Source organism: uncultured Oceanisphaera sp., from assembly GCF_947495715.1.
Lineage (GTDB): Bacteria > Pseudomonadota > Gammaproteobacteria > Enterobacterales > Aeromonadaceae > Oceanimonas > Oceanimonas sediminis.
In genome coordinates this window covers 79,630-101,541 of the sequence record NZ_CANLZU010000003.1, presented here as the reverse complement: position 1 = coordinate 101,541, position 21,912 = coordinate 79,630, and the positions used below count along the sequence as shown (strand labels likewise).

The 21,912-nt window shown below is 59.9% G+C and carries 17 protein-coding genes; 6 read left to right on the top strand and 11 right to left on the bottom strand.

The features are described from left to right. Positions 1-4: 4 nt before the first annotated feature. Positions 5-1,210, top strand: a complete 1,206-nt coding sequence (locus Q0753_RS02865) for an efflux RND transporter periplasmic adaptor subunit (RefSeq protein ID WP_298716954.1) — start codon at positions 5-7, stop codon at positions 1,208-1,210. A gap of 456 nt (positions 1,211-1,666) precedes the next feature. Here Q0753_RS02865 and Q0753_RS02860 read toward each other — a convergent pair whose 3' ends face one another. Beyond that, positions 1,667-3,244, bottom strand: coding sequence for a BCCT family transporter (locus Q0753_RS02860; RefSeq protein WP_298716951.1), 1,578 nt, complete (start codon positions 3,242-3,244; stop codon positions 1,667-1,669). Between the two features lie 177 nt (positions 3,245-3,421). Between Q0753_RS02860 and Q0753_RS02855 the strand changes: the two genes are divergently transcribed. Together Q0753_RS02855 and Q0753_RS02850 are read left to right on the top strand one after the other, a co-directional pair. Continuing rightward, positions 3,422-4,156, top strand: coding sequence for an endonuclease/exonuclease/phosphatase family protein (locus Q0753_RS02855; RefSeq protein WP_298716948.1), 735 nt, complete (start codon positions 3,422-3,424; stop codon positions 4,154-4,156). Positions 4,157-4,431: 275 nt separating this feature from the next. After that, positions 4,432-6,762 carry an EAL domain-containing protein gene (locus tag Q0753_RS02850; protein WP_298716941.1) on the top strand — a complete coding sequence of 777 codons (2,331 nt, stop codon included), beginning with the start codon at positions 4,432-4,434 and terminating at the stop codon, positions 6,760-6,762. 39 nt (positions 6,763-6,801) lie between these two features. Here the strand turns inward: Q0753_RS02850 and Q0753_RS02845 are convergent, their stop codons facing one another. The 3 genes from Q0753_RS02845 to Q0753_RS02835 all read right to left on the bottom strand — a co-directional run bounded on the left by Q0753_RS02845 (position 6,802) and on the right by Q0753_RS02835 (position 10,750). Further along, a complete protein-coding gene (locus tag Q0753_RS02845; protein ID WP_298716938.1) occupies positions 6,802-8,037 on the bottom strand; it encodes a glycosyltransferase in 1,236 nt (411 codons plus the stop codon). Between the two features lie 525 nt (positions 8,038-8,562). After that, the gene (locus Q0753_RS02840) at positions 8,563-10,002 is read right to left on the bottom strand and encodes a mannose-1-phosphate guanylyltransferase/mannose-6-phosphate isomerase (protein WP_298716935.1); all 1,440 of its coding nucleotides are present in this window, start codon (positions 10,000-10,002) and stop codon (positions 8,563-8,565) included. 4 nt (positions 10,003-10,006) lie between these two features. Continuing rightward, a complete protein-coding gene (locus Q0753_RS02835) occupies positions 10,007-10,750 on the bottom strand; it encodes a pseudouridine synthase (RefSeq protein WP_298716932.1) in 744 nt (247 codons plus the stop codon). 439 nt (positions 10,751-11,189) lie between these two features. Here Q0753_RS02835 and Q0753_RS02830 point away from each other — a divergent pair, with 439 nt between their 5' ends. Beyond that, positions 11,190-11,492 (top strand): hypothetical protein, encoded by a 303-nt coding sequence (locus Q0753_RS02830; protein ID WP_298716929.1) that lies wholly within the window; start codon positions 11,190-11,192, stop codon positions 11,490-11,492. Positions 11,493-11,614: 122 nt separating this feature from the next. Further along, positions 11,615-12,565, top strand: a complete 951-nt coding sequence (locus tag Q0753_RS02825) for a porin (protein WP_298716927.1) — start codon at positions 11,615-11,617, stop codon at positions 12,563-12,565. Positions 12,566-12,640: 75 nt separating this feature from the next. Here the strand turns inward: Q0753_RS02825 and Q0753_RS02820 are convergent, their stop codons facing one another. Then, complete coding sequence (locus tag Q0753_RS02820) at positions 12,641-13,063, bottom strand: GNAT family N-acetyltransferase (protein ID WP_298716924.1); 423 nt, start codon at positions 13,061-13,063, stop codon at positions 12,641-12,643. 146 nt (positions 13,064-13,209) lie between these two features. Then, a complete protein-coding gene (locus Q0753_RS02815; RefSeq protein ID WP_298716919.1) occupies positions 13,210-14,298 on the bottom strand; it encodes an NADH:flavin oxidoreductase/NADH oxidase in 1,089 nt (362 codons plus the stop codon). A 247-nt stretch (positions 14,299-14,545) separates the two neighbouring features. On the opposite strand from Q0753_RS02815, the gene Q0753_RS02810 reads away from it, so the two are divergent. Further along, positions 14,546-15,433 carry a LysR substrate-binding domain-containing protein gene (locus Q0753_RS02810; protein WP_298716916.1) on the top strand — a complete coding sequence of 296 codons (888 nt, stop codon included), beginning with the start codon at positions 14,546-14,548 and terminating at the stop codon, positions 15,431-15,433. 467 nt (positions 15,434-15,900) lie between these two features. On the opposite strand, the gene Q0753_RS02805 is transcribed toward Q0753_RS02810, so the two are convergent. From Q0753_RS02805 to Q0753_RS02785, 5 genes are all read right to left on the bottom strand, one after another. Beyond that, a complete protein-coding gene (locus Q0753_RS02805; protein WP_298716913.1) occupies positions 15,901-16,068 on the bottom strand; it encodes a hypothetical protein in 168 nt (55 codons plus the stop codon). An 81-nt stretch (positions 16,069-16,149) separates the two neighbouring features. After that, entirely contained in the window at positions 16,150-17,229 is a 1,080-nt protein-coding gene (locus tag Q0753_RS02800) for an ADP-ribosylglycohydrolase family protein (protein WP_298716911.1), read from the bottom strand. Between the two features lie 121 nt (positions 17,230-17,350). After that, positions 17,351-19,699: a Tex family protein gene (locus tag Q0753_RS02795; protein WP_298716909.1), complete on the bottom strand. Its 2,349-nt coding sequence runs from the start codon at positions 19,697-19,699 to the stop codon at positions 17,351-17,353. A 201-nt stretch (positions 19,700-19,900) separates the two neighbouring features. Beyond that, entirely contained in the window at positions 19,901-20,380 is a 480-nt protein-coding gene (greB, locus tag Q0753_RS02790; RefSeq protein WP_298716906.1) for a transcription elongation factor GreB, read from the bottom strand. 132 nt (positions 20,381-20,512) lie between these two features. Further along, complete coding sequence (locus Q0753_RS02785; protein ID WP_298716904.1) at positions 20,513-21,517, bottom strand: catalase family peroxidase; 1,005 nt, start codon at positions 21,515-21,517, stop codon at positions 20,513-20,515. Between the last annotated feature and the right edge of the window lie 395 nt (positions 21,518-21,912).

The following is a 21,912-nucleotide window of genomic DNA, read 5'->3' as shown; positions in this document are numbered from 1 at the left end:
CGAGATGGCATCGAGACAGTCACGCAAGGGAATCTTGCTCGTCGTTACGCTGTTACTGGCGGGCTTGTTCGGCTATGCCTTCTGGCCCCGGTCTATTCCGGTAGACACCGGCCTGGTGCGGCGGGGCAGCATGATGGTCACCATCGATGAAGAGGCGCGTACCCGGGTGCGCCAGCGCTATATGGTCAGCGCCCCGGTGGCCGGGCGCTTGTTGCGGGTGACGCTGGAGGCGGGCGATGCGGTGGCGGCGGGCGAAACCGAGCTGGCCCGGCTGGTGCCGGCACTGGTCTCACTGCTGGATGCTCGCGCGCGCGAGCAGGCCCAGGCGGCGGTAAAGGCGGCGGAGGCGGCACTTCAGTTCGCCCGGGCCGACGTGAACCGTGTCGAGGCCGCCAGTCAACTGGCCGATGCCGAGTGGGTGCGTAATCAGCGGCTGTATCGGCAAGGACATGTATCCGCCTCGGTGCGGGATCAGGCACGGCAATCGGCCCAGGCGGCCACCGCCACGCTGAAAGCGGCCAACGCCGCCGTGGTGCAGCGCCAGGCCGAGCTGGCCGCCGCCCGGGCACAACTGGGGCAGGGAACACCCGGTAGCGGGGAGGTCGGTATTCCGCTGCTGGCGCCGGTGTCGGGGCGGGTGTTGCAGCGGCTGGTGCAGAGCGAAACCGTGGTAGCTGCCGGCACGCCGATCATGGAGATTGGCGATCCCGAACGGGATCTGGAGGTGCTGGTCGAACTGCCTTCTGCCGAGGCGGTGCGGGTGGCGCCCGGCAACCGGGTGTTGATCGACCACTGGGGCGGGCCGCAAGCACTGGCCGGGGTGGTGGAACGGATTGAGCCACGCGGTTTCACCAAGTTTTCCGCCCTGGGAGTAGAAGAGCAGCGGGTCAATGTGCTGATCCGCTTCGATGGTGAGCCCGCAGCCCGGCGCGGCCTGGGCCACGGCTATCGGGTGGAAGTGCGGATTATTGTGTGGCAAGACGATAATGCGCTGATGGCGCCGTCCAGCGCCCTGTTTCGGGAAGGGGAGCAATGGGCGGTATTGGTCGTGCAAGGCAACCGGGCCCGGCTGACCCCGGTCATAGTCGGGCACGACAACGGCCGGCAGGCGCAGATACTGGCCGGGCTGAACGAGGGGCAGCAACTGGTGCTCTATCCCCCGCCGGAGCTGGCCGACGGGGCGCGAATAGCTCCGAACCCCGTCGACTGATACCAATTAGAACGGAGCTCAGAGGCAACACAGCCGCCTCCCACGACACGCCACTGGTAAATGACACTCACCGTTGCAGCCTACTGCGAACATTCACTGGATGTTCGGTCAGACTGCAACCGCTCGTCACGGCGAGACAAGCTCGCCCCCTGAGGGCTCGGGAAATGCCGTCTGATCGCCAGGGATGGCGGGAATGCCGGAACGGCAGGAGCATTTTCCGGCCATGGCATTTCACGGTCGTGGCAGTCGATCTCTGTTGCCTCTTCTCGAGCACCGAGCTGTCTGTAGACGGCGCAAACAGGCAACTCCCTGGCATCAGGGAGGATAAAGGGATCTGCTCCGCCGACCCTCCGCGCCAGGGATGGCGCGGCGGAGCCTACATGGAGGTATTCACGGCGTGTCGGCGGAGCTGGCCCTTTCTCCGACCTTTGCAGAACAGCCAAATAGGTCAGTTATTTAATCTGTTTGGTATGAAGACGCCGGTTTGGTCAGCTCTTCGCTGCGCAGTTTGTGGGTAACGATACCCTGCTCGTAGGCCATGGCGTGAGCCATCTTGGGCCCGGTCCATAGCACCGGCAATAGCAGCAGCGATACCGGAGCCGCGGTGATCACGATGAAAGACTGCAGCGCATTGATGCCGCCTTCACCCATTCGCAGCAGCACGGCCGCCACCACCCCCATGGTCAGGGCCCAGAAGATGCGATCCCGAGTACGTGGTGTATGGTCGCCGCTGATGGCCATGGCGATGGAATAGGCCATGGAATCACCGGTGGTGGCCACGAAGATCACCGTCAGTACCAGGAAGGCCGGCACCATCAGCGCCGCCAGGGGCAGTTGCTGGGTGACCGCCAGCAGCGCGGCCGGCAAGCCACCGTCCTGCAGCGGGCCGGAAACCACCCCAGACAGAGCCTGCTCATAGAAGATGCCGGCACCGCCGATGCTGGCAAACCAGAAGTTGGTGACCAGCGGGGCCATGATGGCGACGGCCATCACCAGCTCGCGCAGGGTGCGGCCGCGGGAGATACGGGCGATAAACAGCGCCATCATGGGGCCGTAACCGATGAACCAGCCCCAGAAGAACACGGTCCACCAACCCAGCCAGGCATCATCCTGCCGGTTCAGCGCCATCGGCATGAAGTCCTGCAGATACACCCCCATGCCGTTGAGGAAGGCGTCGACGACGAAGTTGCCGGGGCCAGCCAGCAGTATGACGGCCAGTAATATCACCGCCAGCACCACGTTGGCGCTGGACAGCCACTGAATGCCTTTTTCGATGCCGGTAGAGGCGGACAGGGTATAAATCGCGACCAGGCCGCCCAGTATGGCTAACTGCAAGGTGTAATTATTTTCCCAGCCCAACAGCGCTTCGAAGCTGAAGCCCAGCTGGGTAGCCAGGAAGCCGATGGGGCCTATGGTGCCTGCGGCCACCGCGATAATGGAGACCACGTCGGCCAGGGTACCCAGCCAGTGGGTTTCGATGCGTTCGCCCATCAGCGGGTAAAGCAGGGTACGCGGCCGCATGGCCAGCCCCTTGTGATAATGGGCATACACCACCACCACCGCCGACAGTGTGCCGAGCGCGGCCCATGCCAGAAAGCCCCAGTGCATGAAGCTCTGGGCCAGCGCCGCCGATACCGCAGACACGCCGGACTCGCTATCCGCGAAGATCGGCGGCGTGGTCACATAGTGATACATGGGTTCGGCCGCCGACCAGAAGACGCCGCCACCGGCCAGCAGGGTACACATGATCACCGCCAGCCAGCGAAAGGTCGAACTGTCGGGGCGTACATTGCCCCCCAGACGAATATCGCCGTAACGGGTGAAGCCCAGCACCAGGGCGATGACCAGGTTGGCCAGCATCCAGACCTGCCACAGAGGACCAAACAGATCGACCACCCAGGCAAAGCTGAGATTGATCCAGTGAGTCATTTGTTGCAGGTCGAAGAGGGCGAGTGCCACGAAGAGGAGCAGAAAGCCGCCGCTGAGGCTGGCGACGAGGCGTCGTTCGGAAGTTCGGGATTCAGGAGGTTTCATCAATTCACTTTGTTCAATGCATGAACGCGCCAATTGTACACAAACAGCACTAAAAAGTGAAGTTGGGCCAAAAATAGGCCAAAAGTGGTGTATTTCCGGCATAAAGCAGAAGGAAGAAGGGCAGCCGCTTCTGCTAAGATGGAATGACATTTTTCCGTCACGGCAGGATGTTCGATTATGCTTCGCCCCCGCGTCACGCCGCATCAACTGGTTCATCAGCATCAGCCGTTGGATGACAAGCTGCTGGGTATCATGTGCTGGAACGCCCAGAAGCTGACCCTGAGCCCCGAATTTCAGTTGTGCCTGACCCAGTTGCTGGCGCGGTTTCCGACCCGGTTGCTGCTGTTGCAGGAGGCCAAGCTGGCGCTGAGTCATCGGCTGCAGCTGGATGGCTGGTCTTATGCGGTGTCGCCCAACATTCAGACTCCGCTGCATCTATTCGGGGTGCTCACCGCCGGTCAGTGCGCCTTCGACGACATCACCACCCTGCTCAGTCACCGCCGTGAGCTGCGCTTCGCCACCCACAAAAGCCAGATCCTCACTCATCATCCCCTGAGTGGCGGCGACAGCCTGCTGGTGGCCAACATTCACGCCATCAACTTCGTGCGCCACGGGCATTTTCATCACGAAATTGCGATGCTCAGGCAGGCTTTGCTGCAGCACCAGGGGCCGCTGATCGTGGCCGGCGACTTCAATGTGTGGAGCCGTTCACGGCGCCTTTATCTGGCCCAGTTTTGCCGGGCCATGGGGTTGAAGCAGGCGATCATGGAAGACGCGCAGCACATCAAGAGTTACCTGCGCCAGCCGCTGGACTTTATTTTCTACCGGGATCTGACCCTGCACTCTGCCACCGCCATCAACACCCCTACGGTGTCGGATCACAACCCCATTTACGCCCGGTTTTCACGCTGACAGGCGTTCGGCCCCGGCTCTGATCCGCCAGAATGCCGGTTTTTAGGGGTGAAAGCGGATCTGCGGCAGGCATTACGCGGTGAGTCGGGCCCGGTATTCCCCGGAAGAAAGGGTGATCGCCACCAGATGGTCAAATAAGGATTCAAACGAAATTTTATTTGATTGATCCAGGTCAATAACGGCTTTCTGGAAGTGTGCTGTCATGCGCGGTCGTGACCTCGCATTATTGCTATCTTCTGCACTCGATACCATCCAGGACCCAGGGGGCCCTTTTTTTGATTACCCACCTTGTTGAAAATGCCGCCTTGCTGCTGTCGTTGTGCTGGCTGCAGATGCTCAATACCCGCTGCTGGGGCCGGCATGACAATGCCGAAAAATGGGCTTCCGGCCTGTTGTTCGGTGTTATCTGTGTCATGGGAATGATGATAGCGGTCGAGCCGGTGAGTGGATGGGTGTTCGATGGGCGCAGCGTGGTCTTGAGCATGGCCGCGCTGTTTGGCGGCCCGCTGGTTGCCGGTGTGGCGGGGCTGATCGCCGGTGGCTATCGCTTCTGGATGGGGGGCGCGGGCATGGGGGGCGGGGTGGCGGTTATTGTCATGTCGGTGCTGCTGGGATTGGCGTGCCGTGCCGTGCTTGCGCGGGGTAAGCGTGAAAAAAGCGTTTGGGCGTTCTTGCTCCTCGGATTGCTCGTTCATGCTCTGGTGCTGTTACTGTTTTATCTGATATCCGGCCCTCACATGGTATGGCAAGCCGGGGTGCTGATGCTGCTGGTGATGCCGGTTACCAGCGTTTTGCTGGGGTTGATGCTCAGAGATATCGAGCTGCGGGTCCGCAACGAGCAGGAGCTGCGCATTGCCGCCACCGCCCTGGAAACCCAGCAGGGGCTGTTGATCACCGACGCGAACAGCCGGATTCTGCGCGCCAATCGGGCATTCAGTGCCATCACCGGCTACCGCCAGGACGAGGTCATCGGCAAAAAAACCAGCTTGCTCAGTTCCGGGCGACACGATGCGGCCTTTTATCAGGCGATGTGGCGGCAACTGACGGAGGAGGATCGCTGGCAGGGCGAAATCTGGAACCGGCGCAAGAACGGTGAGATATACCCCGAATGGCTGTCGATCAGCGCGGTACGCACTCCCCAGGGGCAACTCACCCACTACGTGGCCTCGATAGACGACATTACCGAGCGCAAAGCCGCCGAGGCGCGTATTCGGCACCTCGCCTTCTTCGATGCACTGACCGGCCTGCCTAATCGCAGCCTGCTGCTCGACCGCATGCAACACGCCATGGAAACGGGTGCCCGCAGTGGCCAATATGTCGCCCTGTTGTTTCTCAATATCGACAGCTTCAAAAGTATCAACGACTTGCATAACCACCACACGGGCGATCAGTTGTTGTGCCTGGTCGCCCAACGCCTGAGCGGGGCGGCACGGGCCAGTGATACGGTGTCGCGGCTCGGCGCCGACGAATTTGTGGTGATGATTGAAAGCCTGGGGAACAATCGACATCAGGCCGCAACCCAGGCCGAGCAATGCGCCAATGCGCTGCTGGCCATTCTGGATAAGCCCTACCGGCTAAATGATGCGCTGACCCTGCACTGTCATGTCAGCATGGGGGTGACCTTGTTCAATGACACCGCCAATATAGCCAGTGATTTGATACAGCGCGCCGCTCTGGCCATGCACCAGGCCAAGGCGGCGGGCAAGCATGGCATTCGCTTTTTCGATCCCGCCATGCAGGAGGCGGTCAGTACGCGTCTGCTACTGGAGGAAGACATTCGCCGTGGACTGCAGGCCGAAGAGTTTATTCCCTATCTGCAGCCGCAGCTGGATGAAACCGGGCGCATTATTGGTGCCGAAGCCCTGGCCCGCTGGCAGCATCCTCAACGTGGTCTGCTCGGCCCGGGCGTTTTTATCGAAGTGGCCGAACAGGCCGGCATGGTCGAGCAGGTTGATATGCAGATGCTGCATCAGGCCTGCCATCGGCTGGCATTGTGGCGGCAAGATTCGGCCACCGCCTCGCTCAGCCTGGCGGTGAACCTCAGCGCCCGACTGCTGTACCAACCCGATTTCGTCGAAAAGCTGCTTCGGCTGCTGGCCCAGAGTGGTGCCGATCCGCACCGGCTCAAACTGGAGCTGACCGAAACCATGTTGCTTGACGACATGCCGGAAGCCATCACCCGCATGCACAAGCTGCGGGACCATGGCATTCGTTTTTCCATCGACGACTTTGGTACCGGCTACTCGTCACTTGCCTATCTGCAGAAGCTGCCGCTGGATCAATTGAAAATCGATCAGGCCTTCGTGCGCGATATGACGGTGGGCGATCACAGCCTGGCGATTATTCGGGCTATTTGTGCCCTGGCCGACAGCCTGCGGCTGGAGGTGATTGCCGAAGGCGTGGAGACGGAGGAGCAGTACCACCGGCTGCGGGACATGGGCTGCCGGCATTTTCAGGGCTACCTGTTTGGCCGGCCCATGCCGGTGGACGAGTTTGAACGGCGGCTGGCCACACAGGCGGAACTGCCGTTGAAGTGGTCGTCATGTCCAAATCAACCCGAGCGAAATATGGCCGACGACATGGTGCCCATGCGAGCCAGACGGTAAAGCATGCCGCTGCATGGCGGCAGCTCATTGATAATCGGCTCAGCTTGCGGCCGGGTTGGCGTTCTTGGCGGCAATCCACTGAGACATGTATTTGGTGCTCATCATGCTGTGATGACGCAACATGCTGCCGGTGAAGTTGTGTAACCGATGTTCTTCCAGACCGACAACCGTGGCGTCGATGCGTTCGATCAGTCGCTCGCCCAGTATTGCTCCGTTATAACGGCGGTGCAGCAGCTCGGTGCCCTGCTGCTGCGCCTGCTGCCAGGCGGTTTCGTCCTGATATAACGCCACCGCCGCCGCCGCGAACGCCTCGGCATTATCGGCAATCATGCCCGGCCAGGGCGCAGATCCGTGCATACCTTCACTGCCAATCGGGGTGGTGACACTCGGCGTTTGCATCATCATGGCATCCAGCAGCTTGCCCTTGATGCCGGCGCCGAAGCGCAGCGGCGCCAGACAGATGCGCGCCTGCTCCATCACCACAAAGGCATCATCCGCCCAGCCCTTGATCAGAAACCCGGTTTTGGGGTTGTGCAGCGCCGTGGCCTTGGGCGGCGGATAGGAGCCGTAGATGTGCAGTTCGGCCTCGGGCACTTGCTTGCGGATCAGCGGCCAGATCTGCTGTAAATAGAGCACCGCATCCCAGTTGGGGGCGTGGCGAAAATTGCCGATGGTCATGAAGTGCCGGCGGTTGGCATACGCGGCGGTGTGTGCCGGCAGCCGTGCCAGATCGACCATGAAGGGCAGGTGATGCAGCAGGCGGCCGTCTACCTTGAAGCTGTCCTGCAGCAGCGCCATTTCAAAGTCCGAGATGATCAGCGACAGGTCGCTGCGCAAGATGGCGGCAATTTCCCGCCGGGCGATGTCGTTGAACAGGTCGGCGGTGGTCATCTCGCGATTGGCTTTATGGGCCTGATGGCGCGCCTGACGCAGGCATTGCAGATCTTCGGTATCCAGTATTCTGAGCGCCTGAGGGCAGTTTTTCTCTACCCGCCAGCCGAACTGCTCTTCCATCATGAAACGATCGAACATGACGATATCCGGCGCGTATTCGACAATATAGGCATCGAAACTGTCGCAATTGAGCGCAATGCTTTGGCTGGATATACCCTCGGCGGCCAGATCGACCATGTGCTCGGTGCGCTGGGCCGGGGTGGCGAATTCCACCTGCCAGCCCTGCTGTTTATAGAGCCGCAAAATAGACAACATGTGGCTGCCGGCGGCGGAGGAATTAGGCTCGGGCCAGACATAGCCAATCACCAGTACTTTTTTCATGTCATTGTTTTCCTGTCGTCACCTATTAGGTGTTCGGATGTTATTTCTGCTTGGCTGTAGCTAAAGAGGAAACAGGGTTGCCTCCTCCGACCCGTTTTAGTGAAATGTCACTTATACCGATCCCGGACAAAGGGCCCGCTCCGCCGACTCGCTCAAGCACATCCATGTGACGCTCATCACATGGCATCCTTGCCATGTGATGGTCGGCGGAGCAGATCCCTTGGTCCTCCTTGATGCTGCAGAGTCGCCTGTTGGCGCTGTCTGTAGGCAGCTCGGTGCATCAGAAGAGGCAACAGAGATTGCCTCCCACGACCGTGAAATACCAGGGCCGGAAAATGCTCCTGCCGTTCCGGCATTCCCACCGTCCCTGGCGGTCAGATGGCATTTGCCGAGCGTCACATGGATGTGTTCGAAGCGTGTCGCGGGAGGCGGCTGTGTTGCCTCTTCTTAACGCCTAAACCGTCTGCTGGCGACACAGATAGGCAACGCCGGAGCGGGCTCTTTGGCAGCCTGCTTAACAATCACTCAACCCCTGCCATAACTGTCTTCAAAGCGGACTATGTCGTCTTCGCCCAGGTAGGTGCCGGACTGCACCTCTATCAGCTCCAGCGGTATTCTGCCCGGATTTTCCAGCGCATGCCGCTGGCCCAGCGGAATATAAACCGACTGATTCTCGCTGAGCAGCCGGACCTGTTCACCTTGAGTAACCCGGGCGGTGCCGCTGACCACCACCCAGTGCTCGGCCCTGTGATGATGCATCTGCAACGACAGGCGGGCGCCGGGATTCACGGTAATGCGCTTCACCTGATAACGGCTGCCGCTGTCGATGGCATCGAACTTGCCCCAGGGGCGATAGCATTCGCGGTGAATGATGTGCTCCCGGCGACCTTGCGCCTCGAGTTGCTCCACCAGCCGCTTTACGTCCTGCTCCTTGTCTTTGTGGGCCACCAGCACGGCGTCCTTGGTTTCTACTATCACCAGATTCGTGACCCCCAGGGCGGTGACCAGGCGGCTGTCGGCATGAATCAAACAGTGGTCGACCTGCTCGGTCAGCACGTCGCCGCAAAGGGTGTTGCCCCGTTCATCCTGCCCCAACTGCTCGGCCAGCGCCGACCAGGAGCCTACATCGCTCCAACCGGCCTTCAGCGGCACCATGGCGGCGGCGTCGGTATGCTCCATCACCCCATAGTCCACCGAAATAGCCGGACAGCGGGCAAAGGCCTCGGCATCCAGCCGAATAAAGTCGAGATCCCGCGTGCTGCCCGCCAGTGCCGCCCGGCAGGCAGCCAGCACCTCGGGCTGAAAGCGCGCCAACTCTTGCAGGTAGCGTGTGGCCGAAAACAGAAAGATGCCGCTGTTCCAGTCGTAATCGCCGGTGGCCAGATAAGCTTCGGCCCGCGCCTGATCCGGCTTTTCCACAAACTGCGCGACCTCAAAGCCGTCGGTACCCTCAATAGATGAACCCCGGTGCAGATAGCCATAACCGGTTTCCGCCCGAGTGGGCGCAATGCCGAAGGTGACCAGCTTGCCGGCCCGGGCCAGCGGCAGGGCCGCTTGCACGGCGGCCTGAAACGCCGGCACATCGCTCATGGCATGATCGGCGGGCAAGGCCAGCAACAGGGCGTCTTCTGCCTGTTCGCAAGTCTGTTCACCGACAAGCTGTTCGGCAGCGAACAGCGCCGCCAGCGCAATGGCCGGCGCCGTGTTGCGGCCCACCGGCTCCAGCATGATCTGTGCCTGCAAGCCGGACAGTTGACGCACCTGTTCGGCGGCCAGAAAACGATGCTGCTCGTTGCAAATCAGCAGCGGCGACGCCGTGTTCAGCCCGTCCAGCCGCATCAGGGTGGCCTGCAGCATGGACAGGGATTCATCCACCAGCGGCAGAAACTGCTTGGGATGTTGTTGGCGCGACAAGGGCCACAGGCGAGCGCCGTGGCCGCCGGCCATGATAACGGGAAACAGCATGGTCTTACTCTTCTGATGGCTGGGCAGCGCCCGGGTCAAGGCGGCGTACTTCATCAAAGGTCAGATGACGCCACTGGCCCGATTCCACATCCAGACGCAAACTACCTATTTGCTCACGGTGCAGGCTGATCACCCGGTTGCCGACGGCGGCAAACATGCGCTTGACCTGATGAAACCGACCTTCGGTAATGGTGAGCAGCACTTCTCTGGGGCCAACGACTTCCAGCCCGGCCGGCAGGGTCGGGGCACTTTCACCCTGCAACAGCAGCCCCTGCGCAAAGCGTTCGGCAACATTCTCGGCCAGCGGGTCTCGCAGGCCGACCCGATACACTTTTTTACATTGCTGCCGTGGCCGAATGATATTGAACGACCAGCGGCCGTCGTCGGTAAGCAGCACCAGCCCGGTGGTGTCGGCATCCAGCCGGCCGACGATGTGTAAATCATCGGCCCGCTCGATATTCAAGCGATGAAACAGCGACGGATACACACCGTCCACGTTGGAGCTGAGGGTGGCCGGCTGCTTGTTCATCATCAGGTAACGCGAGGGCCGGGCCACCAGCCGCTGCCCGCCAAGGGTAATGCAGTTGTTTTCATGCACCTGGGTCGCCTCTTCGATGATGGTCTCATCGTTGACCCTGATCTCGCCGGCATGAATGGCCGCTCTGGCCTGAACCCGGCTCAGCTCGGTACTTTTGCAGATGAATTTATCGAGGCGCATGGCAAACCCGGTGATGACAAAGAGCGCCATTATCGCACAGGCCGACGGCTTGGGTCAGTCGGCGCCATCCCCATTTCGTGGTGAACGGAACGGCGTATTCATTTGCTTATGCGAGAGCAGAGCGTGAAAAGCGGGTTAAAAAAGTTAAAAAATGTATCGAATGGAACCAGGTGACAGCTCCTGTCCCAGCATAATTCACTTTTCTGTCTTTTGGGTCAGGATTTTTATTCTGCCGACAGCGAGCTGGTATCGTCTGGAGACTCATGAGCGGCTGAGTGTCGCAGTTTGTGGTCGAATTTACATGTTGTGCACAATATTTAAGTTTATTGTATCCATAATTTCGAGGGAGTAGGCTTCATCTCGTTCGAGGGCATCGGTGAATAACGAACGCCGGCTCGAACCCTCTGGCTGGTGTGCATTAACAAGACACCAGGCCGAGCACGTATAAATAATTAAAAAGGAAAAGATAATGATGAACAAAACCAAATGGGTTATTTCCGCAGCCGCTCTGGTACTCGCCGCTTCCGCCAACGCCGGTTTCGGTGGCAACTACTCCTACAACAACAGCTACAGCAACGACTACGCCGATGTTGAAGTGAACAAGACCGTATCCGAAGACGGCTCCGTGTCTTTCACCAAGACCGTGACCAAGGCCAACGGCGAAACCTACAGCTACACCGTAGACAAGCAGGTCAACGAAGATGGCAGCGTCACCATCAACAAGAACGTTAACGGTCAGGACTACAGCTACAAGAACAACTTTTACCGTTAATCCCGACCGGTATTGAAATGACGGTCCAGGAGGGTGCTGTTTGCAGCACCCTTTTTCATGTTTACCCGGTGTGAGTGATGATGCGCCTAATACTTCCCCTTCTCTTGTTTTCCGGCTCGGCCATGGCGTTGACCTGGAGCACCGACGATCACCGGCAGGTGCTGGAACTTCACGGCAAGCTGCAACAGGAATTCGGTGTCCTGGGTTATCAGCAGAGTAGCCAACAGGGCTACCGGGCCGAGTCGTTTGGCGGTAACAGCCTGGCTTCGCTGGGGCTGTCCGGCGCCGGCCGGCTGAATGCGGATCTTGTCCTGATTGGTGAAATGAGCTGGGATCTGGTCAATGACTCCCGTTACGGGGATCAAATTTATTCAGACGAGGCCTGGTTGGGAGTACGCATCCGGGATGATCTGGAATTGACGGCCGGGCGCAGCGACAGCCCTTTTAACCAGTTACGGGATATGACCGACGTGTTCAACCTGTTCGGCGGCCATGGCTACATGACGGATACGGCCCTGGATGATCAGGTTAAGGTCACCTGGGCAAAAGACGGCCTGGATGTGCGTGCCGGCTATGCCTTTAATGACGCCAACAAACAGGATAACAACAGCGGCACCGAGGCCCAGTACGGCGCCTCCGCCGGTTACCAGGCCGATAACGGTCTGGGCGTGGTGCTGGCAGTCGAGAACAAGCAGTTGGGTGCACCCAATGGTGGTATTCGCAATATGGCGGCCGGTGTCAGTTATCGCACGACCGGCGGCTTTTACGCGGCCTTGACCCGGGGACGGGCCAATTATGATGATGTGTGCTGGGTAGGCCCCGAGTGCATCGACCGCTTTCGCTTCGACTATTGGGAAGGGGTGGTGTCGTACAGCTACAAGCAGGTTGCGTTCGGTCTTGGCTACAATCGCCTCAGCCTGCACGAACCGGCCCGTGAGCGCTGGGAAGACAAGATGATTTTCGCCACCGAATACTATCTGCTGCCCAAGGCCAAGTTGTATGCCGAATACCTGATGAACAGCGCCGAGAATGAAGACAACCTCTATGGAGTCGGGTTGCAGTACTATTTTTGATGGCGGCTCAGTGGCCTGATATTCACACCTCGGGCAAAGGACCCGCTCCGCCGACTCGCTCAAGCACCTCCATCTTCAGGTCAGTGATTTTTCCATGGCGAGATGCGGGATTCCCGCGTCCATGAACTCCTCGCCATAAGGCGTAAAGCCCAGCTTTGCATAGAAGTCGATGGCATGGGTCTGGGCGCCCAGATACACCCGCGGATACTTCAGGCGAGCAGCCTCATCCACCAGCGCCTGTACGACGTGGCCGCCCAGCCCCTGGCCCCGATAGGCCTGCAGAATGGCGATGCGACCGATATGGCCATCGTCCAGCATGCGCCCGGTGCCGACATAGTTACCGTCTACCGCCACCAGCACCTGCATGGCCGACGCATCCAGGCCATCGAATTCCAGCTCGGGGGGAACGCCCTGCTCCTGTATGAATACCGCCTCGCGAATGGCGCGGATGTGAGGCTGGTGTTCGTTGTCGTAGGCGACGATTTTCAAATCCGGCATCGTAATTCCTTGTGATGAAACAGGTTAAACACTCGACGTGATAGTGCTTACAGGTACGGCGCCATGTCAACCCGATACCTGTCTTATCACCGCTAGTAAGTGGGCCGGATGGGGCAAACGGCCCCTTTTTATGTATTCAGCTATTTTCAGCCGACAAAAAACGCATTTTGTACCGGCATAATGGTTTTGGTGTCCACGCCCAGGGTTTGGGCCGCATGGAAGGGCCAGTAGGGATCACGCAGCATCTCGCGGCCAAGCAGCACCAGATCGGCCTGACCAGAGGCGATGATGCTTTCCGCCTGCTCCGCTTCGGTCACGGCGCCGACCGCCATGGTCTTGATATCGGCTCCCTCCCGGATGCCGGCGGCCAGCCCTATCTGGTCGGCGTTGCGGCTGCCCAGTGAACTGCGTGAAGCCGGGCTGGCACCGCCCGCACTGCAGTCGACAATATCGACACCCAGTTCCCTGAGCCATTTCGCCATTTGAATGTTGTCCTGAACGGTTAACCCCTGGTCATCCCAGTCGGCGGCGGAAAGCCGGACCGCCAGCGGCAGATGTTCCGGCCACACATCCCTGATCCTCTTCGTGGTTTCCAGCAGCATCCGGGCCCTGTTTTCAAGGCTGCCCCCGTATTCATCCTGGCGGTTATTGGCCAGCGGCGTAAAGAAGCTGTGCAGCAAATAACCATGGGCCGCATGGATCTCCAGCAGTTTGTAACCTGCCCGCAAAGAACGCCGAGCGGCGGCGACGAAGGCGGCCTGGGTCTGCTCTATGTCGACGTGAGTCATCATGCGAGGTGTTTTCCAGAGGCGGACGCCGTCGCTGTCGAACGGCTCGCTGCCCGGGGCCATGATGTCGTAACCGCCTTCTTCGTTATTCAGGTGATGCCCTCCCTCCCAGGGGCGCGCGGCGCTGCCCTTGCGGCCGGCATGGGCTATCTGGATGCCGGGCACGGCGCCGTGCTGCTCGATAAAACGGGTGATGGGGATCAGTGCTTCCACTTGCTCATCATTCCAGATGCCGGCACAGCCCGGAGTGATACGGCCCTCGGGGGTGACGGCGGTGGCCTCCGACATGATCAGACCCGCACCGCCCACGGCCCGGGAGCCCAGGTGCACCAGATGCCAGTCGGTCGCGACCCCATCGACAGAGCTGTACTGGCACATGGCAGACACGCCGATGCGGTTTCTGAAGGTGACGTCTTTTATGGTTAAGGTTGAAAATAGTCGGGACATTATTGCTCCTCCGGTGTGAGTTTTTTGCCGGGTATGGGGTGAGGCTCTGTTTGAACAGGAAGATATTTCATGTCGTATCCCCATCTCTTCATTCCGGTGTGGTATCGCTGTATTGTGGCGATTTGCGCTGTCACGACAAACGATTTAACCTGCCTCATAAGATAGAAAATCTATTTTATGAGGGGCGCTGATGTGCCCAATGTGGTTCACGCCGTGTTTTCTGGAACGGCTTGCCGGGAGAGAATGAATGCATAAACCCATGCCGCCATTGCGGGCTCTGGTGGCCTTCGAGGCCTCGGTTCGGCATGCCAGCTTCAAGCTGGCCGCCAGGGAGTTGCACCTCACCCCGGGCGCGGTCTCGCAGCAGGTGCAGAAACTGGAACAATGGCTGGGATACCCGCTGTTTGTACGACTGGTGCGCCAGTTGCAGGTGACCGAGCGCGGCATGAGCTATTTCAGCCGTATCGCACCGGCGCTGGAACAGATCAGTGCCGCCAGCGAGGCCTGCCGGGAACCTTCATCGGATGCGGTGTCGTTATCCTTGTCGCAAACCCTGGCGGCCAAATGGCTGGGTCCCCGCCTGGGGGATTTCATGCGCCGATATCCCGACATCGAGGTCCATATCAATGCCTCCAACCATCCGGTTGATTTTCAGCGGGAAGCGGTTGATCTGGCGGTTCGTCATTTTGATGGGCGGGATCCGGCGCTCCATGTACAGGAAGTCTTCGACGATGCGGTGCGGTTGTTTTGTGCTCCTTCATATCGGGATGCCACCGCACTGCAGCATCCGGACCAGCTCGGCAATGTGACCCTGATTGTGGCCACGCCCTATCCCTTCTGGAATGACTGGCTGAGCCGGTTTACGACCATAGACCCCGAGGCGAGAAAGCGGATACCCGCCTTGTATTTCGACCAGACATTGCTGGCGATAGATGCGGCCAAGCGTGGGCAGGGAGTGGTGCTGAGCAACCAGCTGCTGGTGCGGGAAGAGCTGGAGCGAGGGGAGTTGATTGAGCCATTTGGGCTGTGGCTGCCCCTGAATAAAAGTTACTATCTGGTACATCCCAGGCGTCAGCCCCTCAGCCGGGCGGCCATGATCCTGAAAGACTGGCTGCTGGAGCAGTTTGCCCGCTAATACCAATTACATTAAAAAAATGATCTATTTCATTTCTGTATAAACGTCGGACAAAGGGTCTGCCCCACCGACCCGCTGCAAGCACATCCATGTGACGCTCAGCACATGACATCCTTGTCATGTGATGGTCGCTGGAGCTGATCCCTTTGCCCTCCTTGATGCCGCTGAGTCGCCTGTTGGCGCCGTCTACAGGAAACTCGGTGTTCCAGAAGAGGCAACAGAGAACGGCTCCCACGACCGTGAAATGCCATGGACGGCATTTCCGAGCCCCCATGGATGGGTTTATGGCGTGTCGAGGGGGGCGGCTGTGTTTCCTCTGATCTGGGGCCTCAACATGACCAGATCATTACTGGGATTGGTATAAGGCGTCCTGGGGCGGACCTTATGTTCACAGCCGCCCGCAGACGGAGCCGGCCCTTTGTCCTGCGGTTGCACATTGTTGTAAAACGACCCAATAGATCGGTTCTTCAATCCGTTCGGGATAAGACCCCGGCCAGCGCATCCATAAAGCGGTTGGCGCTGTGCAGCAGCCGTTTCAGCATGGGCATCATGCGCCGTGTGGCCCGACCATGCAGTATCCAGCCCATCAACAGACCGCCCAGGATAATCAGGACCACGATAATCGTTGCGATCATGGCTTCAATTCTCTCTGTTCAAGGGCCTCGATTTGGCGCGTCTGGATCCGAACCAGAGAAAATCCCTGGCTCAACTCTGGTTCAACTCCGATGCGGCTCCAACTGCAAGGTCAGCGCTCTGGCCAGCCGAAGCAGGTCGACGGCGTCGGTCAGCCCGTCAATAAAGCGTGTGGGAATGCCGGAAAGCCCGACTTGTGCACCGACCAGGGCGCCGGTGAGCATGGCTCTGGCCTGATTCTGGCCGCCACCGTTGATCGCGTGCAGCACGGCAGATTCGAAGTCGCCGGCAAAGCGCGCCGCCAGATAATAGACGGCAGGCAGCAGGTGATAGGCGGCACAGGGCATGCCGTACACCAGCGACACCTTGGATGCCGGCTCGATGCGAACTCCGGCATCGGCCGCCGCCTGCGCCATATAGGATGGGGTGAGCAGGGCATCGGGTGAAGCGAAGCGGCCGGCTCTGGATGGTTCGGCCCCTGCCGCCGGCGGGCGCAGCCCCGGTTGGGTAACCGCATGAAAGGGCAGTTCGCCGCGTTCAACCAGCTGCATCAATCGGCCCGAGAGTCGAGCATCCAGCGGCCGGCCCTGCACCAGTTGCCCCAGCACGGCGGCAAAGGCCACCGTCATGGCGACCAGGCTGTCGTCGTTCTGGGTCAGTACCGTGTTGGCGGCCACGGTCTCCGCCAATCGGGTGGGTTGCGTGGCGTAGCGCACCGCCAGTGCCAGGGTGCGCTCTATCGCCTCCGTGGTGTCGGCATGACCGCCGCATTCGTTCCAGGGCCGCTTCTGCTCCACTCTTTTATGCCAGGCGTCGCGTATCGACTGGCTGGTGTAACCACCGGGACCGGCGTTGGGGCTGCCGTCCAGCAGCGGCAGCAGCGCTTCGTCCATTCGGCGGCAGAAGTCGATGTGGTTGTAGCCGTTGCATTCAACCAGTGAACTCAGAGTCAGCTTGAGAATAAAGCCGGGCTGGGAGGAGTCTCCGGCCCGCAGTCCCTGGTGGTAGCGACCGGGCAGAGGCCTGGTGTAGCCGTCGATCCAGGAGCCGTGATCCCGGTGCAGGGCATCGAGGTCGTAATACCAGTGCGGGCCCACGCCCAGCGCCTCGCCGATAAAGGCACCCATGATGGCACCGGCAGCTCTGTCTTGCAGTGGAGTCATGGCGATGTCCTTGTGCCGAGAGCAGTGACTTCACTATAGACAGGCCCACCGAGCTTGCCGTGGCTCCGAAATGAAAAACGCGGGCAAGCCGCCCGCGTTTGAATTCGGTGATGAAACCGCCTTACTTTTTCTTCTGCAGGGCGGCGGCGAGGGCGGCGCCCATGGCACCTTGCGGGGCGGCTTGTTCCTTGCGGGCAGGGCGGTGGTTGCTCTGGCTCTTGTTGCCGTTACCGGCAGTACTGCGATTAGCCGCTGGCTTGCGCTCTTCCCGCCGTTGGCTGCTCTGATTGCCGCTGCCATGGTCGGCGGCGTTCTGTTCCAGTCTCATGGTGAGGGCGATGCGTTTGCGTTGCAGATCCACTTCCATCACCTTGACCTTGACGATATCGCCGGCCTTCACCACTTCGCGCGGATCCTTGATGAAACGGTCGGTCAGCGCAGAAATATGCACCAGGCCGTCTTGATGCACGCCGATATCCACGAAGGCGCCGAAGTTGGTGACGTTGGTGACCACGCCTTCCAGCACCATATCGGGGATCAGATCCGCAGGCTTCTCTACCCCTTCCATGAAGCGGGCGGCCTTGAATTCGGGGCGCGGATCCCGGCCCGGTTTTTCCAGCTCTTTCAGGATGTCCTGCACCGTGGGCAGACCAAAGTGCTGGTCGGTGTAGTCTTTCGGGTTCAGGGTGTTCAGCAGGCTGCCGTTGCCGATCAGGCTTTGCACCGGCTGCTGCAGACCCACCAGAATCCGTTTCACCACCGGGTAGGCTTCCGGGTGGACCGACGAGGCATCGAGCGGGTTCTTGCCGTCGCGAATACGCAGGAAGCCCGCGCACTGTTCAAACGCCTTGGGCCCCAGGCGCGGCACCTTGAGCAGTTGCTTGCGGTCGGTGAATACCCCCAGCTCGTCACGATAGGCGACAATATTCTGCGCCAGAGTCGGAGTCAGGCCGGATACCCGGGTCAGCAGCGGGGCCGAGGCCATGTTCACGTCCACGCCGACGGCGTTTACACAGTCTTCCACCACCGCATCCAGATTGCGGGCCAGCTGGCCCTGGGACACATCGTGCTGATACTGGCCCACCCCTATGCTCTTGGGGTCGATTTTCACCAGCTCGGCCAGCGGATCCTGCAGCCGGCGGGCGATGCTGACGGCGCCGCGCAGCGACACGTCCAGATCCGGAAACTCGTTGGCAGCCAGTTCGGAGGCGGAATACACCGAGGCGCCGGCTTCGCTCACCACTACTTTTTGCAGTTTCAGCTCCGGGCTTTGCTTGATCAGGGTTTCTACCAGCCGCTCGGTTTCACGCGAGGCGGTGCCGTTACCGATGCTCACCAGGCTGACGTTGTACCGGCGGCACAGCTCATCCAGAGTGCGCAGGCTCTGCTCCACCTTCTTGAAGGGTTCAAACGGATAAACGGTGTCCTTGGCCAGCAGCTTGCCGGTGCCGTCGACCACCACCACCTTGACCCCGGTACGAATGCCCGGATCCAGCCCCATGGTGACGCGGGCACCGGCGGGGGCGGCCATCAGCAAGTCCTGCAGGTTGAGGGCGAATACCTTGATGGCCTCGGCTTCGGCCAGTTCGCGGGCCTGACCCAGCAGCTCGGTTTCCATCTGCAGCGACAGCTTGACCCGCCAGGTCCAGCTCACTACACCGGCCAGCCAGCTGTCGGCGGCGCGGCCTTTATTCTGCCAGCCCAGATGGCGGGCGATAATGGCCTCGCACGGGTGGCTGTCGGCGTCGGTTTCCACCACCAGATTCAGGCTCAGCACGCCTTCGTTGCGGCCGCGCAGCATGGCCAGCAATCGATGCGACGGCACCTTGCCGATGGGCTCCTGATGTTCGAAGTAGTCCTTGAACTTGGCGCCGCTCTGCTCTTGTCCGGCCACGACCCGGGCCTGCAACTGGCCGTGCTGGCTGAGGTGACGGCGCACCGCCTCCAGCAGATCTGCCTGTTCGGCAAAGCGTTCCATCAGTATGTATTTGGCGCCGTCCAGCGCGGCTTTCACGTCGGCTACGCCTTCGTCCGGCTTGATAAAACCGGCGGCCAGCAACTGCGGGTCCTGGTTCGGGTCGTCGAACAATTGATCGGCCAGCGGTTGCAGTCCGGCCTCGATGGCCATCTGGCCCTTGGTACGGCGCTTGGGCTTGTAGGGCAGGTAGAGATCTTCCAGCCGGGTCTTGGTGTCGGCGCTCAGCAGCTCTTTCTTGAGCGCGTCGCTCAGCTTGCCCTGCTCGGAAATGGAGTTGAGGATCACCGCGCGTCTGTCTTCCAGCTCGCGCAAATAACCGAGTCGGCTGTGCAGGTTACGCAGTTGGGTGTCGTCCAGGCCGCCGGTTGCTTCCTTACGGTAGCGGGCAATAAAGGGCACTGTGGCGCCTTCGTCCAGCAGGCGCACGGCGGCGTCTACCTGGTGTTGCGATACGGCCAGCTCGGTGGCCAGGGTGTGATTGATTTGGGTCATAGGTTCCGGACTCCGGGCAGGAAAACAGAATGCGTCCTGCCGATAACAGAAAATAGGAGAGCGATGAAGAAACAGCAGTCAGGGCCAAACGCAGACACGCCGTAACCCCCTCCCTGGGGGCTCCACTGCGCCGTCCCTGGCGCAGAGGGTCTGCTATTGGCTCCTGGCTACTGTTCGACATGCGACAGCTTTTAAAGCCGATTACTCAAAGGGTGTGTACTGGATTTTGTTGATGTACCACTCTTTCAGACCGGACGGGGTTTGTACCTGTATCTCGTCGTCCACCTGCTTGCCGATCAGTGCCCGGGCCACGGGCGAATTGATGGTGATGTAGTGGTTTTTGGTGTCGATTTCGTCGGTGCCGACGATGCGGTAACGCACTATGTCACCGTCTTCGTTTTCCAGCTCCACCCAGGCGCCGAAGAATACCTTGCCGTCCTGACGCGGATCGTAATCGACGATTTTCAGGGCTTCCAGCCGCTTCATCAAAAAGCGCACCCGGCGGTCTATTTCACGCAGTCGTTTCTTGCCGTAGATGTACTCGGCGTTCTCGCTGCGGTCGCCGAGGGCGGCGGCTTCCGACACCGACTGGGTGACGGCGGGGCGCTCTACCTTCCACAGATGCTTGAGTTCTTCGTCCAGCTTGTGCCAGCCGGCGCGGGTGATCAGGTTGGTTTTCATACGGATATGTTCAATGGCCTGACAAGTGTCGGCTATTGTGTCCCAGCCGTATGGAAGAAGAAAGCCCCTGGCGGAGCCGGGGGCTTTGATTAGGGTTATGCGGGTGAGGTGTCTAGCGTGCTTTTCGGCTTTTTAATCTTGTGCTGCTTCCTGGCTGCGCTTACCAAAGGAGATCGCATAGGCGGGGGAGCGGGCCTGCAGTATGGGATCGTCCGAGGGCTTGACGCCGTTCGACAGCCGCAACGGGTCGAAGTTGATTGAGCGGCAGTCGGCATCGGCCTCTGTGTCCACAGCTTGCAGTCGCAGGGTGCCGGCAGTGATCACCTGATGGGGGCCGGTCCAGGGCTGGCTGGGATCGGTCAGTTGGTCATCCTTGTTGGCCAGAGTGACTTCCATACGCCAGTGAATGTCACCGGAGCCGAGCGTTGCCTGCAATCGGTCCTGCAGATAGTCGGTGCCGAGCGATTCGGCCTGCTCGGTATTCAGATAGGCTGGCTTGTCTTCTGTGGGGATAAAGGCCCAGCGTACCGGCGTGCTCTTGCCGTCGGCAGTTTCCAGAATAAAGGTGTTGATGCTGTTGTAGCTCAGCCGGTGATAGCCGGCAGGGACGCGGGACTGGCCCGCCAGCGCCTGCTTGAGTCGTTGGGTTTCGGGAAAGGCCTGGGTAAACGCCTGTATCCTGGCGGGGTCCGGTTTACCGGTAGCCGGATCCGGGGTGGTGGCCAGCTGTTTTTGCAGGAAACCTTCGGGCGTGGCCACATCGAAGAAGGGAATATCGAGCATGGCCATCTGGTGCAGCTGACCATCGGGCAGGGTAAAGCGCAGCGCCATGCCGTGGGCATTGGGTTTGTTGTCGGGGGCATGCAGGTTGCCACCCGCCTGGGAAAAACGGCCGATAACGGGAATGGCATCGCCCTGGAACAGCAGGCTGCGGCTCAGAGCGGCGGCTTCTGCCGAGGCCTGAAACTCGCCGCTGAAGCAAATGCCCTTGGTGTGATTGCGGCGTTCACCCGGGTAGACGCCGAACTTGTTTTCCAGTGTCGACACGATTTGACTGGGGGTGGCTTCGGCATTGACGCTGAGTGTGTAGCCGCTACACAGTGCCGCGACAGCCAAACACAATACGGGTTTCTTCATGATCTTCCTTTATCTGATAACCAAACGGGACTGAAGAGATCCAGTGGAAGTAAATTAAATTACAATTTAATGTTAATTCTTTGTGTGTGTTTCTGTCCGGATGCCAGACGGCGCTGGTGAACAGGTTGATTTTCATGCAGGGATGTTCAAGGGAGTGAGCGGTGTCGGTTATGTGTGTCCCAGCGCCACAGAAGATGAAAGCCCCTGGGGGCAGGGGAAAGATCGAGAACAGAATGAAGCCTGCTGGGATGAATAGTTCCTCGCCGTTGCTTACTGGCTAGCCGTGCTTGTTTTGCTCGCCGAGCTTTGTAGGCTGTATGAGATGAAAAAACAATGGCCGAAGCAATCAGGTATTAACCCAGCTTGCTCCGGCCATTAATTTTATGAATGAGCCA